Below are 25,250 nucleotides of genomic sequence, written 5' to 3'. Positions count from 1 at the left end.
GGCCTCATCATTGGGTCGTCTGGCGCAGCAGCAAGGTGCCGCTGCGCTGGGTAAATTCAAGTTGTTTCATGGCGCTCATGCCGAGCAGGATTTCTCTGCCTTCAAGACTTGGCGTCACCAGAGCGCGAACATCGTGCAGGACGATCTGGCCCAGTTGCAGACGCTCGACGCGGGTCCGAAACCCCTGGACCCGGCCATTGGCGGTATTGACCGTGACCGGAACACCGCGCTCCAGGCCCAGTTCGTCGACCACCTCGGCCGGTATCGCCACATCGGTGGCGCCGGTGTCGATCATGAATGCGACCGGGCGACCGTTGAGCTGCGCTGTCCCGACAAAATGCCCCTGACGGTTACCTGCCAGACGCACCTCGACATAGCCATCGCCCTGCTCAGAAAGCATTTCGCTGTTGGGATTATGCTGCCGGTCTTCCCACTCACCAAAAAAACGGGTGGCCAGGAACAGACCTGCTATCCAGGCAAGCATCATCAGGACCTTGCCGGCCCGCCGGCCTGGGGGTGACTGGCTCATGGCGCGCTCCAGCCACCGGTCGGGGCGGCGAAGCGCCATACCACCGGCCGCTTTTCGCCATCGGCACGTGCACCAAAGTTGTTATCGGTGCCGATCCAGGCGCCGCTCTCATCAACCACCAGTGCTTCGGTCAGACCATAGGGTTGCTCATAGCGCCGGTGCGGCTTTTTCGCCTCGGCACCGAATGACCAGCAACGTTCAAGCTCGCCGTCTTGCAGGCTGCGCCGGCAGACCCGGTACACCGAGCGCTCAAGGGTGAACAGCTTGCCGTTGTACAGCGCCAGGTCGGAAAAGTCCGGAAAAGCACTGCCCTTCGACGCGGCCTGATCCACTTCGGCATACAGCACGCAACTGCCGGTGCATCGCCATTGCCCGTCTTGCTGATCCACTCGCAACAGCCCGCGCTGTTCGCGCTCGGCGGCCAGCCAGAGCTGTTGCCCGTCGGGGCTCACGGCAATGCCTTCATACAGCGCATTGAAGCGCTGCAACATGCCCTTTTCCCGGGCCTGACGGATCACATCTGCTGGCAGTGGCAGCCAGTTGGCCGCGCCTTGCGCGGTGACTTTGAGCACTGCGCCATGGGCCTCGCTGACCACATAGCGGTTGCCTGCCGCATCGCAACTGATGCCTTCATAGTCCATAGCACCACCCCGCACCACCGACGACAGGCTGGCCATCGAGCGCAGGCTGGCCGGCAGGTCGCTGTGCGCTGCGGGCACCTCGATGATTTCGGCTTCGGCCTGCCAGACGGGTTGCGAGCGGTCCAGGCGATACAGCACCCGGTCATCGCGGTCCGACACCGTCCACAACTCGCCGTTACACAGCGCCAGACCCGACAGGTTACCGCCGGTCATGCCGTCGATCGGATGTTCCGAGACCAGCTTGAGCTGCTCAAGCGGCACCGCGAAAGCAGGTGCCGCCAGCAAGGCCAGAAGGGCGAACCAGGCCGCTCTCAAATCATGACCTCGGCCAGGTTGCCCTTGGTTTCGAGCCAGGACTTACGGTCTGCGGCGCGCTTCTTGGCCAGCAACATGTCCATGATTTCCCGGGTCGTATCGAAGTCGTCCAGAGTCAGCTGTACCAGCCGCCGGGTGTTCGGGTCCATGGTGGTTTCACGCAGCTGCGGCGGGTTCATCTCACCCAGGCCCTTGAATCGGGTGACCTGTGGCTTGCCGCGTTTTTTCTCGGCCACCAGACGGTCGAGAATCCCGTCGCGCTCGGCTTCATCCAGGGCATAGAAGATTTCCTTGCCCAGGTCGATGCGGTACAGCGGCGGCATCGCCACATAGACGTTACCGGCATCCACCAGCGGGCGGAAATGCTGGACGAACAGCGCACACAACAAGGTTGCGATGTGCAGGCCATCGGAGTCGGCGTCGGCCAGGATGCAGATCTTGCCATAACGCAACTGACTGATATCCGTCGAACCCGGATCCACCCCGATCGCCACGGCAATGTTGTGCACTTCCTGGCTGGCCAGGACTTCACCACCATCGACTTCCCAGGTATTGAGGATCTTGCCGCGCAACGGCAGGATCGCCTGGAACTCCTTGTCTCGCGCCTGCTTGGCCGAACCACCGGCCGAATCACCCTCGACCAGGAACAGTTCGGAACGGGCCGGGTCCTGGCCTGCGCAATCAGCCAGCTTACCGGGCAGCGCCGGCCCCTGGGTAATGCGTTTGCGCTCGACCTTCTTGCTGGCTTTCAGGCGCCGACCGGCATTGCTGATCGCCAGCTCCGCCAGTTGCATGCCAAGGTCCGAGTGGGTGTTCAGCCACAGGCTGAACGCATCCTTGACCACCCCGGAAACAAAGGCTGCGGCCTCACGGGACGACAGACGTTCTTTGGTTTGCCCGGAGAATTGCGGCTCCTGCATCTTGGTCGAAAGCACAAAGGCAATCCGCTCCCAGACGTCTTCCGGAGCCAGTTTCACGCCACGCGGCAGCAGGCTGCGGAATTCACAGAACTCGCGCATGGCATCGAGCAAGCCCTGGCGCAAGCCGTTGACGTGGGTGCCGCCCTGCGCGGTCGGAATCAGGTTGACGTAACTTTCCTGGAGGCTGTCGCCGCCTTCAGGCAGCCATAACAGCGCCCAGTCCACCGCCTCCTTGTTACCGGCAAAGCTGCCGCAGAAGGGTTCTTCCGGCAGACGCAGGAAGTCGTTGACCGAGTCCTGCAGGTAGGAGCGCAGGCCATCTTCGTAGTGCCACTCGACCTTCTCGCCGTTGGACTTGTCTTCGAAACTCACCAACAGGCCAGGGCACAATACAGCCTTGGCCTTGAGCACATGCTTGAGACGGCTGACGGAAAACTTCGGGCTGTCGAAATACTTCGGGTCCGGGCTGAAATACACACTAGTGCCGGTATTGCGCTTGCCCACGGTGCCGACCACTTCCAGCTCCGAGGCTTTGAAGCCGTCGGCGAAGCTCATCTGGTATTCGTTGCCGTCACGCTTGACCTTGACCCGCACCTGGGTCGACAGCGCGTTGACCACCGAGATGCCCACCCCGTGCAAACCGCCGGAGAACTGGTAGTTCTTGTTGGAGAACTTGCCGCCGGCATGCAGCTTGGTAAGGATCAGCTCGACACCTGAAACCCCCTCTTCGGGGTGGATATCCACCGGCATGCCGCGACCGTCGTCACTGACTTCAAGCGAGTTGTCAGCGTGCAGAATCACTTGCACCGAACGGGCGTGACCGGCCAGAGCTTCGTCGACACTGTTGTCGATGACCTCCTGGGCCAGGTGGTTGGGCCGCGAGGTGTCGGTGTACATGCCCGGACGTTTGCGAACCGGGTCGAGGCCCGAGAGGACTTCGATGGCATCGGCGTTATAAGAGCTAGCGCTGGGAGTGGCCATGGGTTCTCGTCATCAATGGTTCATGAAATGTTGCATATTTGCATGCGCGCCTTTCACTGGGGTGACAGGCGGGCGGATTACAGCGGCGTCTGAGCAAAACCGGCTATCGCCAGCAACTCGGGCATGCGCGCCTCAAAGCCTTGATAGCTGTGGTCCCCGCCTTCGCGAATATCCAGCTTGCACTGAGCATAAAACGCAGCGGCGCGGCGGTAATCCAGGGTCTGGTCACCGGTCTGCAGCCAGACCTGGATGTCCTGCGGCTGATTTGGCGCAGGCACCTCCAGCTCGGCCAACGCCTGAATATGATCCAGGGTCAGTTCCCAGCGCTGTCCGGTATAAAGGTTCTGCTGAGTGCCCAGATAGCCATCGAACAACTGGTGCGGGTTGACCGCCGGGTTGATCAGCACCGCTTTGAGCCCGTGACGCTGCGCAAGATGGGTCGCATAGTAGCCGCCAAGCGAGCTGCCGACCAGTAATGGCCGGCCCAACGCCTCAATGGCCTGTTCAAGCTGGGCCAGCGCCTGGCGAGGATGATGGTGCAGTTCAGGCACGCGCAAGCGCTCTTGCAGCCCCAGCGAATGCATCAGCGCCGCCAGCCAGGTGGCCTTTTTCGACAGGGCCGAGCTGTTCAGGCCATGGATATACAAGAGTGCGGGGGTATGGCCGGTCATGCCTTGGCTCCGGTTTGCGCGTCATGATTAAAGCCGCACAGTTTACAGGAGTAAGGCCCGGGAGCTGCACCGGCAAATGTTTCAATAGCCGGTTCCGGACAGATCAACCTCGAAATGTACGCCGACTAGCCGCGAAACACCGGTCTCAAGCCGCCCGTCGTCATGCAGACGTAACCAGCGATAGCCTGGCGCGGCGGTATCAAGGGCAAAATCTACGCTGCCCGGTGCGAACTGAATGCAGGTCGACGGCGTGGCCAGCAGCCGAATGCCTTGACGCACTTGATCAAATTCCTGATGCACATGCCCCCAGAGCACCGCCCGGACCTGGGGATAACGCTCCAGCACGGCGAACAACGCATCAGCGTTATGCAGGCCGATCGGCTTCATCCATTCACAACCAATAGCGACCGGATGATGATGCAGACAAACCAGATGATGGCGCTCAGGCGCCTCACGCAAGGACTGCTCCAGTAACTGGAGTTGTTCATCCTCCAGATAACCGAACACCGAACCTTCGACCTCGGAGTTGAGCATGGTCACCCGCCAGCGGCCGACATCGGTCACCGGCTGTAAGGCGTCACAGCCCTGCGCGGCTTCGCTCATCTGTGGCCAGTGGTCATGGTTACCGGGCAGCCAGCGCACCGGCGCGCCAAGCACCTCGCTCATCTGCCGGAACGCCTGATACGACTGCAGTGAGCCGTCCTGGGACAAATCGCCGGTCATCAACAGCAGATCAATAGCCGGTTGCTCGGCCTGCACCTGCTCAATGACCTTGTGCAACCCCTCGCGGGTTTTCATGCCCAGCAGCGTGCCGTCCGCGTCAGCGAACAAATGACTGTCAGAAATCTGGACCAGCAGGACTGAAGAGTCCTTGATTGATGAACTCGGCAACGGCCGTCTCCCCCGGACGATTCGCTGCGATTATGGTAGTTGATACGGAGCGCGGCAAATCTGCGAATGAGTGACGGATCACAAGACCGCGCATTGAAATGCCAGTATTGATCCGGCGCACACCCCGAGAATCGGCGGGTTCAACGCACTGCCTCATACTCATGCCCGCACGCCAGGCAGTGGCTCAGCCATTCACCGAGAAACAGGTTGAGCTGGGATTTTTCGTCTGGTTGGTGCATGTGTGCATTGGGGTACGGATAAATGCCCTGGAAGCGCCGCGCATGTTCGGCGCCGATCACTTCGGCCATGCGCGCGTCGTGATAGACCTGCACTTCCAGGCTGGGCACCGGCAGCCAGGGCAGGCTGTGCTCCTGGCGCACCTGCAAGGTGGTGGTGTACGGGCAGTCGAGCACCACTTCAAGCGTCAGCACCCCCAGCATCTGGTCGCCTTGGGTCACCGCAATCCGGCGCGAGCTTTTTTGTGTCCGCATGTCTGGCAACAAACGCATCAGGCGGGCGTAATTGGCCTCGCAGGCGGCCTGCAGCCCGGCAAGATCGACACGGTAGCGCTCGCGCAAGAGATTCACGACCATAGCCCCCTGATTTCATTGCGGTTCAAGGCCAGCCACTGGATGGCGATGATGGTTGCCGCATTCATGATCCGGCCATCAGCCACAGCCTGCAAAGCGTCGTCGAACGACCAGACCGTGACGCGGATGTCCTCCCCCTCCGACTCCAGGCCGTGCACGCCGCCGGCGCCCTGGCTGTCGCACTGCCCCAGAAACAGATGCACATACTCATCGCTGCCGCCCGGCGAAGGAAAGTACCGGGTAATCGGCCACAAGGCACTGAATTGCAGACCAGCTTCCTCTTCTGCCTCGCGATGAGCAACTTCTTCCGGTTGCTCGTCCTTGTCGATCAGACCGGCGACCATTTCAATCAGCCACGGGTTGCCGGATTTCTCGGCAGCGCCGACCCGGAACTGCTCGATCAGTACCACTTCGTCGCGCCTGGCGTCGTACGGCAGCACACAGACCGCGTCATGACGGACGAACAGTTCGCGGCTTAGTTCCCGCCCCATACCGCCATTGAACAGCTCATGGCGCAAGTACAGCTTGTCGAGTTTGTAGAACCCCTTGAAACAGGTTTCACGCCGGGTGATCTCGTAGGCCGTGGGGGTCGATCGGGTGCTCTGGGTCATGAAAGTCTCGCTGCGAAAGATTTGGCTTGGGGCCATCCTAACGCGCATCGCAGGCCTGATGCAGCCCCTTCCTTACCTGCCAGAGTAGACGCGCGGGCGTAAAGCATTTCTAATCCGTCGCGATGGCGAACCGAACACCGGTTTTGCAGTCCAATCGGCCTGGATGCGTATCGCGCAGCCGCTTATTTTGATACTGCCAAGGATCATCATGTCGTTAACGAAGATCGCTGCGCTGGCTTGCCTGGCCGTCACTCTGGGTGCCTGCCAAAGCCTGTTCAAGCCCAACATGCGTGCCCCGCTGCAGGTCGAACGCGAGGCCTGGGAGCAGATCAAGCCGGGCTGCAGCAGCGCCGACTGCCCGCTGGTGAACATCGATACCGTGCATTTCCCTGACGAGCCGCGGCTCGATGCCATTGTGCAGAAGAACCTCCTGCAGATGGCCCCGACCCGCCCGGGTGCAGCGCCAGCGACGTCCCTGAAAGCCTATGAGCAGCAGTTCCTCAGCCAGTCCGAAGGCCGCAACAGCAGCTACCTGCAAGCCAAGGTACGCGAGCAGCATGACGGTATCGTGGTGATTGAACTGTCCAGCTACCTCGACAGCGGCGGTGCCCATGGTGATCCGGGCCGGGCGCTGTTCAATTACTCGCGCCAGCAGCAGAAAGTCCTGACCCTGGCCGACATGGTAGTGCCCGGCAAGGAAAACGAGTTCTGGCAAAAAGCCCAACTCGCCCACCAGGCCTGGATGGTTTCGACCAAAGCCAACGAAGACCCGCAGTTCGCCAGCACCTGGCCGTTCAAGCGCACACCTAACGTGGCATTGACCTATGGCGCGGTGATCCTCAAGTATCCGGTGACCACCATCGCGCCCTATGCCATGGGCCATATCGAGCTGAAGATTCCCTATCCGCAGCTCAATGGTGTGATCAGGCCCGAGCTGTTCCCCGGTCGCGGCTGAAACCACGCCCCAGCAAAAATAGCAGGGCACCGGCAACCAGCAGGGCGGGCAACGTGGCGCCCACCTGCGGGTACAGATTGGCCAACAAGTGATAGGTGCTGACGCCGCCCAGCCAGGCCAGCAGGCTCAGACCGTACAACGCCGGCAGCGCAGCCGGCGTACGGCGGCGACGGACGATAAAATGATCGACCAGCACCACGCCGAACAGCGGTGCGAACAGCGAGCCGATCAGCAACAGAAAGCCTTCGTACTGTGCCAATGGCGCAAAACAGGCAATCAAGGTACACAGTACCCCGATTGCCAGTGCCAGGTGTTCGACCTTCAACCCCGACAACATCGCACTGGACACCGCCGCCGAATGAATATCGGCAAAGGCTTTCTCTGATTCGTCGAGCAACACCAACAGCAGCGGAATGCCCATCCCCGCGCCCGCCAGCGCCAACAGCAATGCATTGGCTTCACCGTCGGCAGCGAACGCCAGGGTGTAGGCCACGCCCAGGCTCATCAGCCAGCAGTTGCCGATGAAGTAGCCCAGCACCGTGCCGACAAAGACTGGCTTGGCCCGACGCCCAAAACGTGAATAGTCGGCGATCAACGGTAGCCACGACAGCGGCATGGCAATCGCCAGGTCCAGACCGGTGGCAAATGGCATCGAGCCATCCCCTGCCCTGGCCCACAACGCGCTCAGGTCGGCCTTGCTCAACAGGTTCCAGGTCAACCACAGGCAGGCTCCCAACAGCAGCCAGATCCCCCATTGGCGCAGAATCTTGCGCACGAAGGTCAATGGCCCGCTGACCGCCAGCAGCGTTGCCAGGCCGCCGAACAACAGCGCCCAGAGCAGTGGGCTGCTCCAAAGACCCGCAGCGCCGAAGGTGCGCCCGGCCAACAGGCTGGCTGCATCGCGCATGACGATGATCTCGAACGAGCCCCAGCCAATCAGTTGCAACAGGTTGAGAACCGCCGGCAGCATCGCCCCACGCCGTCCCAGGCTGAGCTTGAGCGACGCCATCGACGACAGCCCGGTGTCAGTACCAATCACCCCGGCGCTGGCCAGTAACAGCACGCCGATCAGCGTGCCCAGCGCAATCGCCAGTAGCGCCATGGCCATGCCCAACCCCGGAGCCAGCAAGGCACCCGCTTGCAGGACCATCAGGCCGATCCCTAATGAAAACCACAGGGAAAACAGATCGCGCCCGCCGAAAACCCGTTTGTCGCCGGGGACCGGCAGGTCAGGGGAGTAAGTGCCAGGTGTGTTCACATTAACGCTCGGTAATAGAGTGGAATACGGTAGGAGCTCGCTCGCGAAGGGGCCGGTTCAGGCGATACACCATCACCACCGTCAGAGACGCCTTCGCGACCAAGGTCGCTCCTACACTTTCTGGTACAGCTGGCTGCCTTCCTGTTTGAAGCGTTCGGCCTGTTCGCGCATGCCGTCTTCCACCGCGACATCCACCGCATCAATGCGCTGGTTGGCGGCGTATTCGCGCACTTCCTGGGTGATTTTCATCGAGCAGAACTTCGGCCCGCACATCGAGCAGAAATGCGCGACCTTGGCCGACTCCTTGGGCAAGGTTTCGTCGTGATAGGCACGCGCAGTGTCCGGGTCCAGGCCGAGGTTGAACTGGTCTTCCCAGCGGAATTCGAAGCGCGCCTTGCTCAGTGCGTTGTCGCGGATCTGCGCGCCGGGGTGGCCCTTGGCGAGGTCGGCAGCATGTGCGGCGATCTTGTAGGTGATGATCCCGGTTTTCACGTCATCCTTGTTCGGCAGGCCCAGGTGTTCCTTCGGGGTGACATAGCAGAGCATCGCGCAACCGAACCAGCCGATCATCGCCGCACCGATGCCCGAGGTGATGTGGTCGTAACCCGGCGCAATATCAGTGGTCAGCGGGCCGAGGGTATAGAACGGCGCCTCGTCGCAGCACTCCAGCTGCTTGTCCATGTTTTCCTTGATCAACTGCATTGGCACATGGCCAGGGCCTTCGATCATGGTTTGCACGTCATGCTTCCAGGCGACCTTGGTCAGCTCGCCGAGGGTTTCCAGCTCACCGAACTGCGCGGCGTCGTTGGCGTCGGCAATCGAACCCGGACGCAGACCGTCGCCCAGCGAGAAGCTGACGTCGTAGGCCTTCATGATTTCGCAGATGTCTTCGAAGTGCGTGTAGAGGAAGTTTTCCTTGTGATGCGCCAGGCACCACTTGGCCATGATCGAGCCGCCGCGGCTGACGATACCGGTGACCCGCTTGGCCGTCATCGGCACGTAGCGCAGCAGCACACCGGCGTGGATGGTGAAGTAGTCCACGCCCTGCTCGGCCTGCTCGATCAGGGTGTCGCGGAACAAATCCCAGGTCAGGTCTTCGGCGATACCACCGACCTTTTCCAGCGCCTGATAGATCGGTACGGTGCCGATCGGCACCGGTGAGTTGCGGATGATCCACTCGCGGGTTTCATGGATATGCTTGCCGGTGGACAGGTCCATGACCGTGTCCGAGCCCCAGCGGATGCCCCAGGTCAGCTTGGCCACTTCCTCTTCGATGGACGAACCCAGCGCACTGTTGCCAATGTTGCCGTTGATCTTCACCAGGAAGTTACGGCCGATGATCATCGGTTCCAGCTCGACGTGGTTGATGTTGGCCGGAATGATCGCCCGGCCGCGGGCGATTTCTTCACGCACGAATTCGGCAGTGATTTCCTTGGGAATACTGGCGCCGAAGCTGTGCCCGGCGTGCTGCTGCTTGAGCAGCCCGGTGGCGCGGGCCTCCTGGAGTTTCATGTTTTCGCGGATGGCGACGTATTCCATCTCGGCGGTAATGATGCCCTTGCGCGCATAGTGCATCTGGCTGACGTTGGCGCCCGCCTTGGCGCGGCGCGGATTGTTCACATGGGCAAACCGCAGGGCTGTCAGTTCGGCATCGTTGAGGCGCTGCTGGCCGAAATTGGAGCTCAGACCGCCCAGCCGCTCGGTGTCGTTACGCGACTCGATCCACGGCGAGCGCACATCGGCCAGGCCCTTGCGCACGTCGATGATCACATTGGGGTCGGTGTAAGGCCCGGAGGTATCGTAGACGGTGACCGGCGCGTTGATCTCGCCGCCGAAATCGGTAGGCGTCACGTCCAGACTGATCTCGCGCATCGGCACGCGGATATCCGGGCGCGAGCCCTGAACATAGATCTTCTGCGAACGGGTAAAAGGCTGGACCGAACCCGAGTCGACCTGGGCCGATTCACTCAGATGGGGGGCGTTATTGGTTTTTCTTGTCGTCATCACGGTCTCTCCTGACATCCTGCACGGATTGATTGTCGGAGTGACCTGAACGGACGGAGGGCGTCATGCATGCAATGACGCAGAGTGACGCGGCGCGAAGTGGTGCATAAATATTGAACGCACGACCCCGGACGACACTCAAGAGGACTCGCCGGGAGCGAGCAATCTTGTTCCCTACGCAGGCGTTAACCTGATCAGGTTCAACGGGATCCGGTTTAACCGATCTCAGCCTCATAGCAAGGCACCCCGACAAGAACGGCGCCAGTCTATGCCGGCTCGGGAGCGAGCGCCAGTCCCAAATGCAACACCTGCGATAAGTGGCTGAAATGGCCGAAATAGCTGATTGTTGCGCCGAACATCTGGCTCTACACTCGCCGACTGCGATCATCTTCTGGAAAAGGAACGCCCATGCTGCGCAAATTGCCGTTGGCCTTCGCCGTGTCGTATGCCTGCATTGCCCCGAGCTGGGCCACTGATGCACCACCGACGGCGTTGACCGGGCTGGTGAATGTCTATCAGCAGGCAGTGGACAACAACGCCGATCTGGCCGCCGCCCGTGCCGATTACCAGGCGCGTATCGAAGGCGTACCCCAGGCCCGTGCCGGCCTGCTGCCCAACCTCTCGGCCAGCGCCCAGAACAGCAGCACCCGCACCAGCATCGACCAGCCCAAGGCCACCGCCACCCGCAGCGGCACCCTGTACCAGGCGACCCTGAGCCAGCCGCTGTTCCGCGCTGATCGCTGGTTCCAGCTACAGGCGGCCGAGGCGGTCAACGAACAGGCAGCGCTGGAGCTGTCAGCCAATGAACAGAACCTGATCCTGCAATCGGCGCAGAGCTATTTCGGTGTCTTGCGCGCCCAGGACAATCTGGCGACTGCCAAAGCCGAGGAGTCGGCGTTCCGGCGCCAGCTTGATCAGGCCAATGAGCGCTTTGACGTCGGCCTGTCGGACAAGACCGATGTGCTGCAATCCCAGGCCAGCTACGACAGCTCACGGGCCAACCGCCTGATCGCCCAGCGTCAGGTGGACGATGCCTTCCAGGCCTTGGTGACGCTGACCAATCGCCAATACAGCGCGATCGAAGGCATTGTTCACAGCCTGCCGGTGCTGCCGCCGTCACCCAACGACGCCAAGGCCTGGGTCGACACCGCCGCCTTGCAAAACCTCGACCTGCTGGCCAGTAATCACGCCGTCGATGCCGCACAACAGACGCTGCGCCAGCGCAAAGCCGGGCATGCGCCAACCGTGGATGCTGTCGCCACCTGGCAACGCGGCGATAACGATCTGCAAGGGTTTTCCAATCCCAATTACACGGGCACCAACTACAGCGGCGATGTCGAACAACGCACAGTGGGTCTGCAGGTCAATATCCCGCTGTACAGCGGCGGTCTGACCAGCTCCCAGGTACGGGAGGCCTATGCGCGCCTGAGCCAGAGTGAACAGCGCCGCGAAAGCCTGCGCCGCCAGGTGGTGGAGAACACCCGCAATCTGCATCGTGCGGTGAATACCGACGTGGAACAGGTGCAGGCGCGCAAGCAGTCGATCATCTCCAACCAGAGTGCGCTGGAAGCGACGGAGATTGGTTATCAAGTGGGCACCCGTAATATCGTCGATGTGCTCGATGCCCAGCGTCAGTTGTATGCGTCGGTGCGTGACTACAACAACACGCGCTATGACTACATCATCGACAGCTTGCGCTTGAAGCAGGCGGCCGGGACGTTGAACCCTGGTGACTTGCAGGATTTGGCGCGCTATCTGAAGCCTGACTACAACCCGGACCGGGATTTTCTGCCACCGGATCTGGCGGCCGAGGCGCGCAAGAACTTTGAGCGGCCGGCCAAGCGTTGAATATGTCGTAGGAGCTCGCCCGCCGCCTCGGCGCCCCGCTGTCGCGTAGCAAACACGGACCTCGTAGGACCGGCTTTAGCCGGGAAGCCTTCGCGGCTAAAGCCGGTCCTACAGGATCTCGTGTTTGCTGTACGACCGCGCGGCACGTCCCCTAGGCCACCAACCGATCAATCAACGCCAATAGCCGCTGCAAGGCGCCCTGATTGGCTTTCATCACCTGCAAACCGGCCTCGGCCATGCGGCGGGCCTGGTCGGGCTGCTCGAACAGGTGCTGTACGGCCTTGGCCAGTGCGGTCGGGTCGCTGGCTTGCTGCAGGGCGCCGGCGGTGCGCAGCATGGCGGCGATTTCCAGGAAGTTGAACAGGTGCGGGCCGCTGAGTACCGGTTTGCCCAGCGCGGCCGGTTCCAGCAGGTTGTGACCGCCATTGGGCACCAGGCTGCCGCCGACAAAGGCGCAGTCGGCCAGTGCATAGAGAAACAGCAGCTCGCCCATGGTGTCGCCCAACAGCACGGTGGTCGTGGCGGTCACCGGCTGGCCGCTGGAGCGCCGGACCGTGTCGAAACCTTGCTGGCGGCACAGCTCGTGCACGCTGTCGAAACGCTCGGGGTGGCGCGGGACCAGGATCAGCAAGGCCTGCGGGTGGCTGGCGAGCAATTGGCGATGGGCCGCCAGGATGCTCTCGTCTTCGCCCGCGTGGGTACTGGCGGCGATCCATACCGGCCGGGCCGTGGCCTGCCATTGCTCGCGTAAGTGCGCAGCCTGTACCGGCAACTGTGGGTCGATGGTCAAGTCGAACTTGATCGAACCGGTGACCGTCACGCATTCGGGCCGCGCGCCTAGGTCACGAAAGCGCTGGGCTTCGGCCTCTGTCTGTACGGCAAAGCCGTTCATTTCTGCCAGCATCGGCCGGGTCAGGCCGGCAAACCGTGCATAACCCCGTGCCGAACGTTCGGACAGCCGGGCATTGGCCAACACCACCGGGATACCGCGTCGCGCGCACTGGTGAATATGGTTGGGCCACAGCTCCGTCTCCATGATGATGCCCAGCCGCGGCCGTACATGGTCCAGAAACCGTCCTGCCGCCCACGGCAGGTCATAGGGCAGGTAGCAGTGCTGAATCCGCGGCTCATTGGCGAACAGCGCCTGAATCCGCTCGGAACCGGTGGGCGTCATGCAGGTCAGGGTGATGGTCTGCTGCGGGTACGCCTTGAGCAGCGCCCGGACCATCGGCGCAGCAGCAATGCTCTCGCCCACCGACACCGCATGCACCCAGATCCCGCCCTGGCGCATCGGCGGCAGACCGAAGGCAAAGCGTTCTTTGATACGCCGGGCATAAGCAGGCGCCTTGCGCGAACGCAGGAACAGGCGCAGCGCAACCAGCGGCAGGCCCAGGTGAAACAGCAGGGTATAGAGAGTTCTGTTCATGGCGGCGAAGTTTACAAGGATCCGGGGTCGATGATCAGCCAATCGCCTGCAAATGCACCGCAAAGCGCTCGGCCAGCCATTTTGCCGCCGGCCCCAGCGGTGTATCGCGACGCCAGGCCAGTTCCACCACCAGCGCTGGCGGGCGCCATTCGCTGGGCAGTTCGACCATCTGGCTCTGGTAGGTGGGGTATTGCACCACGTGCCGGGGCAGCCAGGCCCAGCCCAGACCGCGCATCAGCAGTTCGGCCATGGCGTAGAAGCTGTCAGCCCGCCAGACCTGAGAACTGAGCGCCTCGCCGCCGGGGTAGTCGCTTTGCTGGGCGGTGATCAGCAGTTGCCGGTGACGGGCCAGTTGCTGACAGGTTACCCAGCGCTCTTTGGCCAGCGGGTGATCAACCGCACAGACCGTGACCATTTCCACGCTGCCCAGCGAACGGCGTTCCAGTGAGGCTGGCACATCGTCATGGCTGAAGAACAGGCCGATATCGGCCCGCCGTTCGACCAGCTTGCGGGCCACATCGCCTTGGGCACCGCTGGCCAGTTGCACTTGCAGGAAAGGAAAGCGGTTGGCCAGCCCATCGAGGCTGTCGATCACCGGTTGATGGGGCATGGCTTCGTCCTGGGCGATGCGCAACAACGCTTCCTGGCCGCGCATCAATGCAAGCGCGTGGCCATCCAGCCGCTCGCAGTGGCGCAGCAGTTCACGCACATCCTCCAGCAGCGCTTGACCATGTTCGGTCAAACTCGGCTGGCGACCGCTACTGCGCTCGAACAGGCTGACACCAAGGTCTTGCTCAAGCAGAGCAATCGCACTGCTGACGGCCGATTGCGCCTTGCGCTGCTCGCGAGCCACGGCCGAGAACGAGCGTAACTCGGCGACGCGGGCGAACAGGCGCATCTGTTCCAGATCCCATTGTCCTGCCATCAACCTATCTCCATAACAGATAGGTAATGACTTTACCCCATCCATGGACATTCTAGAATGCGCGCCACTGAACAGGAGTCCGCCCATGAATGCCTATTACCTGCTGGCCATTGCCATTTGCGCCGAAGTTGTCGCCACCACCTCGATGAAAGCCGTCAAGGGCCTGAGCGCCCCACTGCCGCTGCTGTTGGTCATCTGTGGCTATACCGTCGCGTTCTGGATGCTGATCATCGTGGTACGCACCATTCCGGTGGGGGTGACCTATGCCATATGGTCGGGCATGGGCATCGTGCTGGTGAGCATCGCCGCGCTGTTCATCTACGGCCAGAAGCTCGACTTGCCAGCGGTACTGGGCATGGGCCTGATCGTGCTTGGCGTGGTAGTGATCCAGTTGTTCTCGAAAACCGCAGGGCACTGATAACCCCCTATAATGGCCGGCATCGTTTACGCCATGAGGTGCCCATGCCATCTGTTATCTCCACCGACGTCCTTATTGTGGGCGGCGGGGTCGCCGGTCTCTGGCTCAACGCCCGCCTGCGCGGTCAGGGCTTTGCCACTGTGCTGGTGGAAAACGCCAGCCTCGGCGGCGGGCAGAGTCTCAAGTCGCAGGGCATCATTCATGGCGGTGCCAAATATGCGCTGCACGGAGCCCTGACCGGCGCTTCGGAAGCCATCGCCGATATGCCGCGGCGCTGGCGCGAAGCTCTGGCCGGTAATGGCGAGCTTGATCTGGCCGGTGTCAGGTTGTTGTCCGAAGCCCACTACCTGTGGTCGCCGGGCACCCTGGCCGGCAACCTCACCAGCTTTTTTGCCAGCAAGGCGGTGCGTGGCCGCGTCGATCAGGTCAAGGGCAATGAATTGCCCCCCGCTCTGCAACACCCGAAATTCAAAGGCAAGGTTTACCGTCTGGCCGAACTGGTGGTGGATGTGCCGAGCCTGATCGAACGCCTGGCGCAACTGGCCGGCGATAGCCTGCTGGCCGGCCAGCAGATTGAACCGCTGCTGGCCGATGGGCAACTGGTCGGCCTGCGGGTGGATGGCCGCGACATTCAGGCCCAGCGCATTGTGCTCAGTGCCGGTGCAGGGACTGCCGACCTGCTGCAAACATTGAGCATCAACCAGCCGAAAATGCAGCGTCGTCCATTGCACATGGTGCTGGCCAAGGGCGCGGCCCTCAAGCCACTGTTCGCTCACTGCCTGGGCGGAGGCCCCAAGCCACGCATCACCGTCACCACCCACCCAGCCGCCGATGGCCAGAATGTCTGGTATCTGGGCGGTGATATTGCCGAAGCCGACGGTGTCGCCCGCGAGCCGGCAGCGCAGATCGCTGCAGCCCGGGAAGAGCTGCACAAGCTACTGCCGTGGATCGATCTGGATCAGGTGCAGTGGGCCACGCTGCGGGTCGACCGCGCCGAGCCAGAACAATCAGGGCTGGTCCGCCCCGACAACGCCTTCGTCGCTGAGCAGGGCCGTTTGCTGGTCGGCTGGCCGACCAAGCTGGCCCTGGCGCCAGACTTCGCCGACCGGGTCCTCGCCGCGCTGAGCAAGGACGGCATCCAGCCAACCGCGCAGCCTGCGGCCAATGACCTGCCCAAGCCGCCACTGGCCATACCTGTCTGGGATCAACTGCTGCCATGACCTTACCGACTTTGCATGAACTGCACCGCCCGCTGGGCAGCACTGGCCTGAACGTTTCGCCGTTGGGCCTGGGCACCGTAAAACTGGGCCGCGACCAAGGGGTCAAGTACCCCAACGGTTTCAGCATCCCCGATGACCAGGCAGCGGCCAGCCTGCTGCGCCAGGCACGCGAGCTGGGCATCAACCTGATCGACACCGCTCCGGCCTATGGCACCAGTGAGCAGCGTCTTGGTCCGCTGCTGCGCGGCCAGCGTCACGACTGGGTGATTGTCAGCAAGGTGGGTGAGGAGTTCGACAACGGCCAGTCGCACCATGACTTCAGCGCAGCGCACACCCGGCTCTCGGTCGAGCGCAGCCTGAAACGTCTGGAAACCGATTTTATCGACCTGGTGCTGGTGCATTCCGACGGCAATGATCTGGCGATTCTCAACGACAGCGAGGTCTACCCGACCCTGGCCGAACTCAAGCGCGAAGGCAAAATCCGCCACTTCGGCTTTTCTGGCAAAACCGTCCAGGGCGGCCTGCTGGCGTTGCGTGACGGCGACTGCGCAATGGTGACCTATAACTTCAACGAGCAGACCGAAAAGCCGGTTCTGGACTACGCTGCGGCGCACGGCAAAGCAATTTTGGTGAAAAAAGCGCTGGCCAGCGGTCATATCTGTCTGGAACCCGGTGTCGACCCGGTGCGCGCCAGTTTTGAACTGTTATTTGCGCATCCGGGCGTTGCCAGTGCCATCGTCGGGACCATCAATCCCGTCCATCTGGCGCACAACGTTGCCAGCGCTGCCGCCGTGATTCGCCGTCAGCGCTGATTGCAGGAGGCCGACCCCAACGCACGGATGCCCTGATGTGGCATACCATAAGAAGGAGCCGAGATGCCGCATACCCTGATAAGGAAAAACCCCAGCAACTTCAAGACTCTGGCGCTATTCGTCGAGGCCACACCCGAGGCGCTGAGCTATGAAAGCATCGGCATGCCGCTCAACTTTGCCCAGACCCTGCAACGCCGGCGCAAGGTCGACGTGGCGGATACCGAACGTTTTGCCATCGAACTGGCCAATCTCGGGGTCTCGGTACGCCTGACCATCACCTGGCAGAACCGGGATTATTGGGTGCTGGTGCGGCAAAAGCGCAAGGACCGTGGCGATGTGGTGCTCAAGCTGATTTCCGGCTATGTCCCGGCCCACGAAATGAGCCTGCCGCTGCATACCGCCATTCAGGAAGTCGCAGAGGAATGCCTGATCGAGACGCCACAGGGCTGGCTGAGCGGGCGTTATCAGGACACCTGGCTGCCTGCACCTTATGCAGCGGCTCTGCACTACCGCGAAGCCATGCCGTTTCTGCTCAGCCCGCTGTCGGGCGCGGCCAAACCGGTGCGTTGCGGCAACCTGGCGCTGCTTGAACGACCGCGAGCCTATGTGCACCTGCCCACCGCATCACTGCAACTGATTTACGACCTGCGCCTGGAGATCCCCAGGGATGCCAGGCCGCTCAGTCTGTTTCATGTCGACGAGACGCTTGAAGACGAGTACCTGGTCGCACGCCTGAACCGCAAGAAGCCCGACCTGTACCTGATGCCGCTGGAGAACGGCGAGCCGTTGCCCGAACTGTATACCCTCAAGCAAGACCGGCTGGTGCCGGTCAGTACCCGCGGTTTGCATCTGGCGGAAAGTTTTGCCCGCCAGGAAGGCTGGGTGGTACGCGAAGAGCGGATTCGCTGGAAGGACTGGCTGCGCCAACAAGGGCTGACGCCACCGGAAAAAAGCGGCGGTCTGAAACAGTTGACCGGCAAAGCCAAGGCGCTGCTGGACCGCGCCCGTTCCAGGCTGGGTAAGTGACGGCTGCACGCATCAGCGTGCAGCCACAAACTTATTGCTGGCGGATTTTCTCGACGATGGCGGTGGTGGAGCTGTTTTCCACCAGACCCAGCACCTTCACTTCACCGCCATTGGCGCGCACGATGTCGGCACCCACCACCTGATCGACACTGTAGTCGCCGCCCTTGACCAACACATCGGGCTTGATGTGACTGAGCAGGTTCTCAGGAGTGCCTTCCGGGAAGCTGATCACCCAGTCCACTGCGCCGAGCCCGGCCAGTACCGCCATGCGCCGGTCGACACTGTTGATCGGCCGGCCCGGTCCTTTCAGACGACTGACCGAAGCGTCGTCGTTGATCGCCACGATCAAGCGATCGCCCTGGGCGCGGGCCTGCTCCAGATAGGTCACGTGACCGGCATGCAGGATGTCGAAGCAGCCATTGGTGAACACGATCTTCTCGTTGTGCGCACGGGCGTCCTCGACCGCCAGCAGCAGTTGCTCAAGACCCAGTACACCGCGCTCGGTGCCTTCTTCGCGCTGAATGGCGCGGCGCAGCTCCGGGGCACTGATCGCGGCGGTCCCCAGCTTGCCGACCACGATACTGGCTGCCAGGTTGGCCAGCCCCACGGCGTGGGGCAAGTCTTCACCGGCAGCCAGGGCGGCGGCCAGGGTGGAGATCACCGTATCACCGGCACCGGTCACATCGAATACTTCACGAGCCCGGGCCGGCAGATGCAGCGCCGGCTGGTCGGCGCGCAACAGGGTCATGCCATGCTCGCCACGGGTCACCAGCAAAGCGCCAAGGTCCAGCGCCTGCAACAGCTCAGCACCTTTGCTGACCAGGTCGTTCTCGTCACGGCAGTGGCCAACAATAGCTTCGAACTCGCTGAGGTTCGGGGTGATCAGGCTGGCGCCGCGATAGATCGAGAAATCCTTGCCCTTGGGGTCGGCCAGCACCGCGATGCCGCGCTCGCGGGCAGATTTGATCAGGACCTGGTGGTTCTTCAGCGCGCCCTTGCCATAGTCGGACAGCACCAGCACTTTGACGCCGTCGAGCAATGTATCGACCTCGACACTCAGGGCCAGCGCGTCAGTGGCGAAGGGCTCTTCGAAATCAATGCGCAGCAATTGCTGATGACGGCTCATGACCCGCAACTTGACGATGGTCGGCTGGTGGGCAATGCGCTGGAAACGCGCCCGGACACCGGCAGCCTTGAGGCTGTTGTCCAGGCTCTCGGCGGCCTCGTCCTCGCCAGTCACACCGACCAGCGAGGCCGGTGCACCGAGGGCTGCGATGTTCAACGCGACGTTGGCAGCACCGCCGGGCCGGTCTTCGATCTGGTCGACCTTGACCACCGGCACGGGCGCCTCGGGAGAAATGCGCGAGGTACCACCATGCCAGTAACGGTCGAGCATGACATCACCCACCACCAGGACAGGCGCTTGATCGAAACGCGGCATGGATAACTTCATATGAGCGACCTTGGCAGAACTGAACAAGGGGCGAATCTTAGCACAGGGGCCACTACGAACAGCTTGCGGCGCTGTCGCAGAAGATTGCCGGTTGACGGTGAAAAGCCTGGCAGGTTCAGTGAACCCGCCCGGCAGTATCAGATAGCACCCACAGGTGACGGCTCGTCCAGCCCCATGGCATGCAGGCGGGCGTAATAACCGTTCTCGGCCAGCAACTGAGTGTGGGTACCGCGCTCGACGATGCGTCCGCCGTCCATGACCAGAATCAGGTCGGCTTTCTCGATGGTCGACAGCCGGTGGGCGATGACCAGCGTAGTGCGACCTTGCATGACCGAATCCAGTGCCCCCTGGATGTGCCGCTCGGACTCGGTATCGAGCGCCGAAGTCGCTTCGTCGAGAATCAGCAACGGGGCGTTTTTGAGCAATGCCCTGGCAATTGCCAGACGCTGGCGCTGGCCACCGGACAGCAGCACGCCGTTCTCACCCACCTCGGTTTCGAAGCCTTCGGGCAGACGGTCGATGAATTCCTTGGCATAGGCTGCGGCTGCGGCAGTCTCGACATCTTCACGCGGAGCACCGGCCAGGTCGCCGTAGGCGATGTTATTGGCAACACTGTCGTTGAACAGCGTGACGCTCTGGTTGACCTGCGCAATGTGGCGGCGCAGGTTAGTCAGCCGATAATCGTTGATATCCACCCCATCAAGCAGGATCTGCCCGGTTTCATGGGGATAAAAACGCGGGATCAGATTGGCCAGGGTTGACTTGCCACTCCCGGAGCGGCCGACCAGCGCGATCATCTGCCCAGGCTCTGCGACAAAGCTGATGTCGTCGAGGACCACACGCTCGGTTTCAGGGTAGGTAAAGCTGAGGTTCTTAACCTCCAGGCGGCCCTGCACACGTTCACGCTGGTAAGTCCCGGTATCGACCTCCGCCGGGACGTCGAGCTGCTCGAAGATGCTCTCGGCACCGGCAACGCCTTTCTGGATGGTCGAGCTGACTTCCGACAACTGGCGGATCGGCTTGGGCAACAAACCGGCGGCGGTGATATAGGCCACCAGGTCACCGGCAGTGGCTTCACCGCGCAGCAACAGCACCAGGAACATCAGCACCGCCATGGCGCTGTAGATCACCAGTTGCAGCATCGGCGTGTACACCGCGCCGGTCTTGGTCATGCGCAACTGCTTTTCAGTGTTGCTGTCGCTGGCCTTGGCGAAACGGTCCATCTCGTAGCGTTCGCCGCCGAAGCTGCGCACCACGCGATAACCCTGAATGGTTTCCGAAGCCACGTGGGTAACGTCGCCCATCGCCACCTGGATTTTCTTGCTCTGCTTGCGAAACTTCTTGCTGGCACTGCCAACCATAACCGCGATCAACGGCAGGATCGCCAGCATCACCAGGGTCAGCTTCCAGTTCATCCACAACAGGTAGATAAACAGGAACACCACCGTCAGGCCCTCACGGATCACCACCTTGATGGCGTCAGTGGCGGCGCCGGTCACCATGGTCACATTGAAGGTAATGCGCGAGATCAGATGGCCGGAGTTGGTGGTGTCGAAATAGCGGTTTGGCAGCACCATCAGCTTGTTGAACAGCTCGACGCGCAGGTCGTGGACCAGCCCCAGCGACACCTTGGCCAGAAAGTAGTTACCCAGAAACGAGCCCAGCCCTTGCCAGGCCGCGATCAGCACGATCAGCAGCGGCACGGCATGCAGCAGTTGCAAGTCTTTGAGGTACGGCACGTTGGGAAACAGCGCCGCCTCCGGGTTGGTCAATCCGTCGACGAAGTACTTGAGAATGCCAGCCAGCATCGGCTGGGTGGAGGCGAAGATCACGAAACCGATGATACTGAGCAGGAAAATGCCCACATACGGACGCACATAGGACAACAGGCGTAGGTAGATCTTCACGCTGGACTGCGTGGACGATTCGTTGCTTGCCATGGGAATCCGTCAAGTCAAAAAGAGTGCAATTGTATCACAAGCGGTTTTTGTGGCAGTTCAGCGGGGTGCCTCTAAAAACGTAGGCGAGGCAGTCAGCGCCAGGCGAAATAAGGCGAGAAAGCGGAATTTACATGTTGTAAATGAGCATTTTGAGCCTGATTTCAACAACGCGATGGCCACGCAGGTAGTTTTTAGAGGTGCCCAGTGGGGTAACATAGTCGGCTTTCCATGCCTGCCAGTCGGAGTTTCGATGCAGCCACTTGATCATGCCCGCTACCTTGACCTGGTCCAGGGCGCAGAAGTCCTGGAGGCTGATGGCACAGGCGACAAGGTACTGCGCCTGAGTGACGGTTCGATGCTCAAACTGTTTCGTCGCAAACGCCTGATCAGCTCGGCGGCCTGGTATCCGTACGCCAGCCGCTTCGCCGACAACTGCCTGACCCTGGCCCAGCGCGCGGTGCCCTGCCCGCAGGTGCGCAGCGTATTCAGGATTGCCGAGATCAAACGCGACGCGGTGCATTACACGCCCCTGGCCGGGCAGACCCTGCGTCAGTTGCTGGGCAGTGCCGGCACCGACGATGAACTGCGTCGCCAACTGGGGCGTTTCATTGCCGGGCTGCATGAGAAAGGCATCTACTTTCGCTCGGCGCACCTGGGCAATGTGGTACTGACCCCGGACAGCGAGCTGGGCCTGATCGACATCGCGGACATGAAGACCTTCCGCCAGCCACTGCGCAAATCACTGCGCCTGCGCAACTTCAAGCATATGCTGCGCTACGCCGAAGACCGCCAGTGGCTGCTGGGCGAGGACAACCCGGCGTTCTTCCAGGGTTACCTGAGCGCCCAGAGCCAGTGCAGTGAGGCAGAGCTCAAGCTGGCGATTGCCTGAGCTTGCCGCGCCTACCGCTGTTGCACTCGGCGGCCCAGAATCATTGCCGCCGGCAACAGTACCAATAGCCATAGCTCATCGGGGTTACCCACCAGCTTGCTGCCGTCGAAGTTGAGCATCACCAGCGCACACAGCAGGTAGCAACCCCAGGCATCGCGCAGGCGCCAGGCCTGCCACAGGGTCAGAGCCATCACCAGCAAGAACAGCACCAGCGATACCGCGCCGGTGTACAGGCCCATGGAGACGAAAATGTTGTGCGGATGCTGGATCGGTATGCCGCCGGTCAGGGTCTGCGTGGTCTGGAAATTGACCCCGCAACCCAGCGTCCAGCCGCAGTGCGCCCATTCCGAAGTCATGATCTCGAACAGCTCGATACGGAATGAGTCACCCCTGACAAACAGCAGCCGGACCCACTGCTCTTCCCAGCACAGCCAGATCGCAGCACTGACCGAAGCCGCGATAACCAGCAGGGCCATGGCGCCCTTGAGCGGGTAACGGTACACCACGTACAACCCCCAAAGCCCGGCCAGCAACGCAAAGCCCACCAGCGCAGTGCGGGTCTGCACGACGAAGGCCGCAGCCAGCAGCGTCAGGGCGATGGCGCAGAACGCCTCGATCCAGCGCCGCTGGCGCACCCACAACGGCAGGGCCAGGCCCAAGGCACAGACCAGCCACGCGCTGCTGTAAATCACGTTGTCCAGCCGGCCCGGCAAGATCGCCACCCGCTGACCGAACACAAACTGCCCGGTCCACCAGCTATGCAGGCTGCCCGCGAAAATATACAGGCAAATGGTCCAGAACAGCCCACGCACGAACAGCCCGCCACTGAACAGCGTGACCGGCACCAGGCCGGCGATGACGAACACGAACAGGCTGACATAGGCAATATGCTTGTAGAACTGGAAATCGGCAGAAAACACCGCCGGCACCAGAAACCACAACAGGAACGCCGCCCATATTCTGGCCAGTGGCTGGCCAAACAGGCCCGCGCCCTTGTGTTTGATCAGGAAAAACAGCCCCGGCAGGGCCATTGCCCCATAGAACAGGTTGTTGGTGAACTTGGCCGAGTCATGCAGCAGAAAACTCAGCAGAAAAGCCGCCAGCGCAGCGCCAAAGTAAAGCTGGCTTTTGCTGAACGGCGTGCGGGTCCCCTCAGGCAACATTATTGAGCAACCAACCTATTATCAGACCTGCAGCCAGTGTGACGAGCAGCTTGACGCGGTCACGCTGCTTGCGGCGCTTCTTGTCCAGGCGTTCCTGCGACACCACCACGTGGCTGCCGAAACCGGTATGCAGGACCGCATCGTTTTCGAGGATCAGCGCATAGCGGTTTTCGCCAGCGTAAAGCTGTGACAGCTTTTTTTCACCGCCGTGCCCGGCATACGGGGCATGCCGTTGGTAATCAACCAGGCGCCGCAGACCGGGATTGAAAGAAAACCCCTGCCACTCAGGCTTGTGTGAGCCGAGCTTGTAGAACGCGATACCGTCGAACACTTCGCGCTCGTTGAGGAACACATACGGGCTGTGCACCATCAGGTCATGATTGAAACTGCGCAGCCAGACCTGCAGCGCTTGCGGGTCGTTGACCAGCAGGGCCATCGATTCTTCGATAAAGCCGGGACGGTAGAAATCCCAGTCGTCCTCGCAATGAAACACCCAACCGGTTTCGATCAATGCATACGCGGCGTCCACCGAGCGCATCTGGCCCAGCTTGGGGTTGTTGACGATGAACCGGGTGTGCGCCCGCCAGTGTTCCGGGATGCAGTCGCGGACCTGCTCGTCGCCTGAGTCCTCGGTAATCAGCACATGACGGATGGGTGCCGTGTTGAACCGGTCGAAGGTCTCCAGGGTGCGCTTCAACAGGTCGAAACGACCGCAACTGGTGACCACCAGCGTGATATCGCTGTTTTCGCTGAATACCATCATGAATTCTCGATCATTGAATGTTCACGGCCATCACACGCCCAGCCAGGCACGTATCCGCTCCAGCAGGCCAAGTGTCGGGCGGGCACGCAACGGTGCCTGCATGGCCTCGACGATGGCTTTGCCAAGGGCATGGAATGTATAGCGTTGCTCGGCCAAAGTCTGCCCGTTGCGGGAGATTTCCGCGACCAGTTGCGGATCTTCACGTAACTGCTGCAGCTTGCGGCGCAGCTCATCGATATCGCTGTACAGCACGATGTTGTGCATATCCTTGAAGCCCAGCGCGCGGTTTTCCTCGCTGCCCTGATCGAAGGCCAACAGCACACAACCGCAGGCCATGGCCTCAAAGTTCTTGATCATGTACTCGCCCATGCCGACATCGGCACTGACGAAAAAGCGGATCCGGTTGAGGGTCTCGCAATATTCTTCACCGGACTTGGTGCGGGTGACCAGCAGCGGCTCGACCTTGGCCAACTCATCAAGAAACGCCTTGCGACCGCTGTAGGCCACGCTCTTGGTGCTGCCGACAAACGCCAGCTCGATGTCCCGCTCACGCCCGCGGCCTTGCAACAGGCTCTGGTCATACCCCTTGGGCACAAACACCGCATCAAAGCCTTCGCCACGCAGCCGCTCGGTCACCACGTACCCCGAGGTAATGACCCGGGCCCAGGGCAACTTCTGGTAATGCGAGCTGAATTTTCCGGTGTACTTGCAGTTGATGTAGTTCTGGTAGGCGTCGTGTTCGAGGATCACCAGGTTGGGGATGCTGCGAATGAAGGCCACTTGCCGTACCTCCTGCTTGAAACGCAGGAAAAACACGATCCGGTCGTACTTGCTCACGTCCACTTCACGGCGGAAATAACCGCGCAAGTCGCGCTGCTCCTCGGAGGTCAGCCAGCGCAGGTCGCAGTCGCTGTAGGCGGCAACGCCTTCGTACAGGCGGTCCAGGATGGCGCGTTGTTCTTTCTGGACCAGAAATAGGACTTTCATGGATTTCCTTGCAG

The 25,250-nt window shown here is 61.5% G+C and carries 23 protein-coding genes and 1 riboswitch; of the genes, 7 read left to right on the top strand and 16 right to left on the bottom strand.

Going from position 1 to position 25,250, the window contains the following annotated elements:
- Window positions 1–7 precede the first annotated feature (7 nt).
- From PSCI_RS11825 to PSCI_RS11795, 7 genes are all read right to left on the bottom strand, one after another.
- Complete coding sequence (locus tag PSCI_RS11825) at window positions 8–529, bottom strand: retropepsin-like aspartic protease family protein (protein ID WP_045486789.1); 522 nt, start codon at window positions 527–529, stop codon at window positions 8–10.
- Entirely contained in the window at window positions 526–1,485 is a 960-nt protein-coding gene (locus PSCI_RS11820) for an esterase-like activity of phytase family protein (RefSeq protein ID WP_045486786.1), read from the bottom strand. Before PSCI_RS11820 ends, PSCI_RS11825 begins: the two co-directional genes overlap by 4 nt.
- Window positions 1,482–3,386 carry a DNA topoisomerase IV subunit B gene (parE, locus tag PSCI_RS11815; protein WP_045486783.1) on the bottom strand — a complete coding sequence of 635 codons (1,905 nt, stop codon included), beginning with the start codon at window positions 3,384–3,386 and terminating at the stop codon, window positions 1,482–1,484. Before parE ends, PSCI_RS11820 begins: the two co-directional genes overlap by 4 nt.
- Window positions 3,387–3,463: 77 nt before the next feature.
- Window positions 3,464–4,057, bottom strand: coding sequence for a YqiA/YcfP family alpha/beta fold hydrolase (locus PSCI_RS11810; RefSeq protein ID WP_045486780.1), 594 nt, complete (start codon window positions 4,055–4,057; stop codon window positions 3,464–3,466).
- 81 nt (window positions 4,058–4,138) lie between these two features.
- A complete protein-coding gene (gene cpdA, locus PSCI_RS11805) occupies window positions 4,139–4,948 on the bottom strand; it encodes a 3',5'-cyclic-AMP phosphodiesterase (protein ID WP_084709943.1) in 810 nt (269 codons plus the stop codon).
- Window positions 4,949–5,088: 140 nt separating this feature from the next.
- Window positions 5,089–5,541: a DUF1249 domain-containing protein gene (locus tag PSCI_RS11800; protein ID WP_045486777.1), complete on the bottom strand. Its 453-nt coding sequence runs from the start codon at window positions 5,539–5,541 to the stop codon at window positions 5,089–5,091.
- The gene (locus PSCI_RS11795; protein ID WP_045494160.1) at window positions 5,532–6,149 is read right to left on the bottom strand and encodes an NUDIX domain-containing protein; all 618 of its coding nucleotides are present in this window, start codon (window positions 6,147–6,149) and stop codon (window positions 5,532–5,534) included. Before PSCI_RS11795 ends, PSCI_RS11800 begins: the two co-directional genes overlap by 10 nt.
- Before the next feature lie 208 nt (window positions 6,150–6,357).
- Between PSCI_RS11795 and PSCI_RS11790 the strand changes: the two genes are divergently transcribed.
- Window positions 6,358–7,104, top strand: a complete 747-nt coding sequence (locus PSCI_RS11790; RefSeq protein WP_045486775.1) for an RsiV family protein — start codon at window positions 6,358–6,360, stop codon at window positions 7,102–7,104.
- Here the strand turns inward: PSCI_RS11790 and cytX are convergent.
- Window positions 7,073–8,362 (bottom strand): putative hydroxymethylpyrimidine transporter CytX, encoded by a 1,290-nt coding sequence (cytX, locus tag PSCI_RS11785; protein WP_045486774.1) that lies wholly within the window; start codon window positions 8,360–8,362, stop codon window positions 7,073–7,075. The two genes, PSCI_RS11790 and cytX, sit on opposite strands and share 32 nt — an antisense overlap.
- A 111-nt stretch (window positions 8,363–8,473) precedes the next feature.
- Window positions 8,474–10,366, bottom strand: coding sequence for a phosphomethylpyrimidine synthase ThiC (thiC, locus tag PSCI_RS11780; protein ID WP_144403237.1), 1,893 nt, complete (start codon window positions 10,364–10,366; stop codon window positions 8,474–8,476).
- Window positions 10,367–10,520: 154 nt separating this feature from the next.
- A riboswitch (TPP riboswitch) is annotated at window positions 10,521–10,625 on the bottom strand.
- Window positions 10,626–10,774: 149 nt separating this feature from the next.
- On the opposite strand from thiC, the gene PSCI_RS11775 reads away from it, so the two are divergent.
- On the top strand, window positions 10,775–12,214 hold the full coding sequence (locus PSCI_RS11775; protein ID WP_045486768.1) for a TolC family outer membrane protein: 1,440 nt from the start codon (window positions 10,775–10,777) through the stop codon (window positions 12,212–12,214).
- Window positions 12,215–12,365: 151 nt separating this feature from the next.
- Here PSCI_RS11775 and waaA read toward each other — a convergent pair whose 3' ends face one another.
- Together waaA and PSCI_RS11765 are read right to left on the bottom strand one after the other, a co-directional pair.
- Complete coding sequence (gene waaA / locus PSCI_RS11770) at window positions 12,366–13,640, bottom strand: lipid IV(A) 3-deoxy-D-manno-octulosonic acid transferase (protein ID WP_045486765.1); 1,275 nt, start codon at window positions 13,638–13,640, stop codon at window positions 12,366–12,368.
- Window positions 13,641–13,674: 34 nt separating this feature from the next.
- Window positions 13,675–14,565, bottom strand: a complete 891-nt coding sequence (locus tag PSCI_RS11765; protein ID WP_045486762.1) for a LysR family transcriptional regulator — start codon at window positions 14,563–14,565, stop codon at window positions 13,675–13,677.
- An 85-nt stretch (window positions 14,566–14,650) separates the two neighbouring features.
- Here PSCI_RS11765 and PSCI_RS11760 point away from each other — a divergent pair, with 85 nt between their 5' ends.
- The 4 genes from PSCI_RS11760 (at window position 14,651) to PSCI_RS11745 (ending at window position 18,041) form a co-directional block, all read left to right on the top strand.
- Window positions 14,651–14,983: a DMT family transporter gene (locus PSCI_RS11760; RefSeq protein WP_045486759.1), complete on the top strand. Its 333-nt coding sequence runs from the start codon at window positions 14,651–14,653 to the stop codon at window positions 14,981–14,983.
- 44 nt (window positions 14,984–15,027) lie between these two features.
- Complete coding sequence (locus PSCI_RS11755) at window positions 15,028–16,203, top strand: FAD-dependent oxidoreductase (protein WP_045486756.1); 1,176 nt, start codon at window positions 15,028–15,030, stop codon at window positions 16,201–16,203.
- Window positions 16,200–17,015 (top strand): aldo/keto reductase, encoded by an 816-nt coding sequence (locus PSCI_RS11750; RefSeq protein ID WP_045486753.1) that lies wholly within the window; start codon window positions 16,200–16,202, stop codon window positions 17,013–17,015. Before PSCI_RS11755 ends, PSCI_RS11750 begins: the two co-directional genes overlap by 4 nt.
- A gap of 63 nt (window positions 17,016–17,078) precedes the next feature.
- Complete coding sequence (locus tag PSCI_RS11745) at window positions 17,079–18,041, top strand: hypothetical protein (RefSeq protein ID WP_045486750.1); 963 nt, start codon at window positions 17,079–17,081, stop codon at window positions 18,039–18,041.
- Between the two features lie 31 nt (window positions 18,042–18,072).
- On the opposite strand, the gene hldE is transcribed toward PSCI_RS11745, so the two are convergent.
- Complete coding sequence (gene hldE / locus PSCI_RS11740; RefSeq protein ID WP_045486747.1) at window positions 18,073–19,494, bottom strand: bifunctional D-glycero-beta-D-manno-heptose-7-phosphate kinase/D-glycero-beta-D-manno-heptose 1-phosphate adenylyltransferase HldE; 1,422 nt, start codon at window positions 19,492–19,494, stop codon at window positions 18,073–18,075.
- Window positions 19,495–19,631: 137 nt separating this feature from the next.
- On the bottom strand, window positions 19,632–21,434 hold the full coding sequence (gene msbA, locus PSCI_RS11735; protein WP_045486744.1) for a lipid A export permease/ATP-binding protein MsbA: 1,803 nt from the start codon (window positions 21,432–21,434) through the stop codon (window positions 19,632–19,634).
- A gap of 250 nt (window positions 21,435–21,684) precedes the next feature.
- On the opposite strand from msbA, the gene PSCI_RS11730 reads away from it, so the two are divergent.
- Window positions 21,685–22,323: a toluene tolerance protein gene (locus tag PSCI_RS11730; RefSeq protein WP_045486741.1), complete on the top strand. Its 639-nt coding sequence runs from the start codon at window positions 21,685–21,687 to the stop codon at window positions 22,321–22,323.
- A gap of 11 nt (window positions 22,324–22,334) precedes the next feature.
- Here PSCI_RS11730 and PSCI_RS11725 read toward each other — a convergent pair whose 3' ends face one another.
- Genes PSCI_RS11725 through PSCI_RS11715 form a run of 3 tightly spaced genes read right to left on the bottom strand, consistent with a single transcriptional unit; the run spans window position 22,335 to window position 25,236 of the window.
- On the bottom strand, window positions 22,335–23,486 hold the full coding sequence (locus PSCI_RS11725) for an O-antigen ligase family protein (protein ID WP_045486738.1): 1,152 nt from the start codon (window positions 23,484–23,486) through the stop codon (window positions 22,335–22,337).
- The gene (locus PSCI_RS11720) at window positions 23,476–24,249 is read right to left on the bottom strand and encodes a glycosyltransferase family 2 protein (RefSeq protein ID WP_084709941.1); all 774 of its coding nucleotides are present in this window, start codon (window positions 24,247–24,249) and stop codon (window positions 23,476–23,478) included. Before PSCI_RS11720 ends, PSCI_RS11725 begins: the two co-directional genes overlap by 11 nt.
- 30 nt (window positions 24,250–24,279) lie before the next feature.
- The gene (locus PSCI_RS11715; RefSeq protein ID WP_045486735.1) at window positions 24,280–25,236 is read right to left on the bottom strand and encodes a glycosyltransferase family protein; all 957 of its coding nucleotides are present in this window, start codon (window positions 25,234–25,236) and stop codon (window positions 24,280–24,282) included.
- Window positions 25,237–25,250: the final 14 nt, after the last annotated feature.

Source organism: Pseudomonas sp. StFLB209, from assembly GCF_000829415.1.
In the GTDB taxonomy this organism is placed as follows: domain Bacteria; phylum Pseudomonadota; class Gammaproteobacteria; order Pseudomonadales; family Pseudomonadaceae; genus Aquipseudomonas.
This window is presented reverse-complemented; position numbering and strand designations above follow the sequence as displayed.

Coding starts and splice junctions, on each gene's coding strand:
- PSCI_RS11825 (WP_045486789.1), bottom strand. CDS start 529: ATGAGCCAGTCACCCCCAGGCCGGCGGGCCGGCAAGGTCCTGATGATG.
- parE (WP_045486783.1), bottom strand. CDS start 3,386: ATGGCCACTCCCAGCGCTAGCTCTTATAACGCCGATGCCATCGAAGTC.
- PSCI_RS11810 (WP_045486780.1), bottom strand. CDS start 4,057: ATGACCGGCCATACCCCCGCACTCTTGTATATCCATGGCCTGAACAGC.
- PSCI_RS11800 (WP_045486777.1), bottom strand. CDS start 5,541: ATGGTCGTGAATCTCTTGCGCGAGCGCTACCGTGTCGATCTTGCCGGG.
- PSCI_RS11795 (WP_045494160.1), bottom strand. CDS start 6,149: ATGACCCAGAGCACCCGATCGACCCCCACGGCCTACGAGATCACCCGG.
- PSCI_RS11790 (WP_045486775.1), top strand. CDS start 6,358: ATGTCGTTAACGAAGATCGCTGCGCTGGCTTGCCTGGCCGTCACTCTG.
- thiC (WP_144403237.1), bottom strand. CDS start 10,366: ATGACGACAAGAAAAACCAATAACGCCCCCCATCTGAGTGAATCGGCC.
- PSCI_RS11775 (WP_045486768.1), top strand. CDS start 10,775: ATGCTGCGCAAATTGCCGTTGGCCTTCGCCGTGTCGTATGCCTGCATT.
- waaA (WP_045486765.1), bottom strand. CDS start 13,640: ATGAACAGAACTCTCTATACCCTGCTGTTTCACCTGGGCCTGCCGCTG.
- PSCI_RS11765 (WP_045486762.1), bottom strand. CDS start 14,565: ATGGCAGGACAATGGGATCTGGAACAGATGCGCCTGTTCGCCCGCGTC.
- PSCI_RS11760 (WP_045486759.1), top strand. CDS start 14,651: ATGAATGCCTATTACCTGCTGGCCATTGCCATTTGCGCCGAAGTTGTC.
- PSCI_RS11755 (WP_045486756.1), top strand. CDS start 15,028: ATGCCATCTGTTATCTCCACCGACGTCCTTATTGTGGGCGGCGGGGTC.
- PSCI_RS11750 (WP_045486753.1), top strand. CDS start 16,200: ATGACCTTACCGACTTTGCATGAACTGCACCGCCCGCTGGGCAGCACT.
- PSCI_RS11745 (WP_045486750.1), top strand. CDS start 17,079: ATGCCGCATACCCTGATAAGGAAAAACCCCAGCAACTTCAAGACTCTG.
- hldE (WP_045486747.1), bottom strand. CDS start 19,494: ATGAAGTTATCCATGCCGCGTTTCGATCAAGCGCCTGTCCTGGTGGTG.
- msbA (WP_045486744.1), bottom strand. CDS start 21,434: ATGGCAAGCAACGAATCGTCCACGCAGTCCAGCGTGAAGATCTACCTA.
- PSCI_RS11730 (WP_045486741.1), top strand. CDS start 21,685: ATGCAGCCACTTGATCATGCCCGCTACCTTGACCTGGTCCAGGGCGCA.
- PSCI_RS11725 (WP_045486738.1), bottom strand. CDS start 23,486: ATGTTGCCTGAGGGGACCCGCACGCCGTTCAGCAAAAGCCAGCTTTAC.
- PSCI_RS11720 (WP_084709941.1), bottom strand. CDS start 24,249: ATGATGGTATTCAGCGAAAACAGCGATATCACGCTGGTGGTCACCAGT.
- PSCI_RS11715 (WP_045486735.1), bottom strand. CDS start 25,236: ATGAAAGTCCTATTTCTGGTCCAGAAAGAACAACGCGCCATCCTGGAC.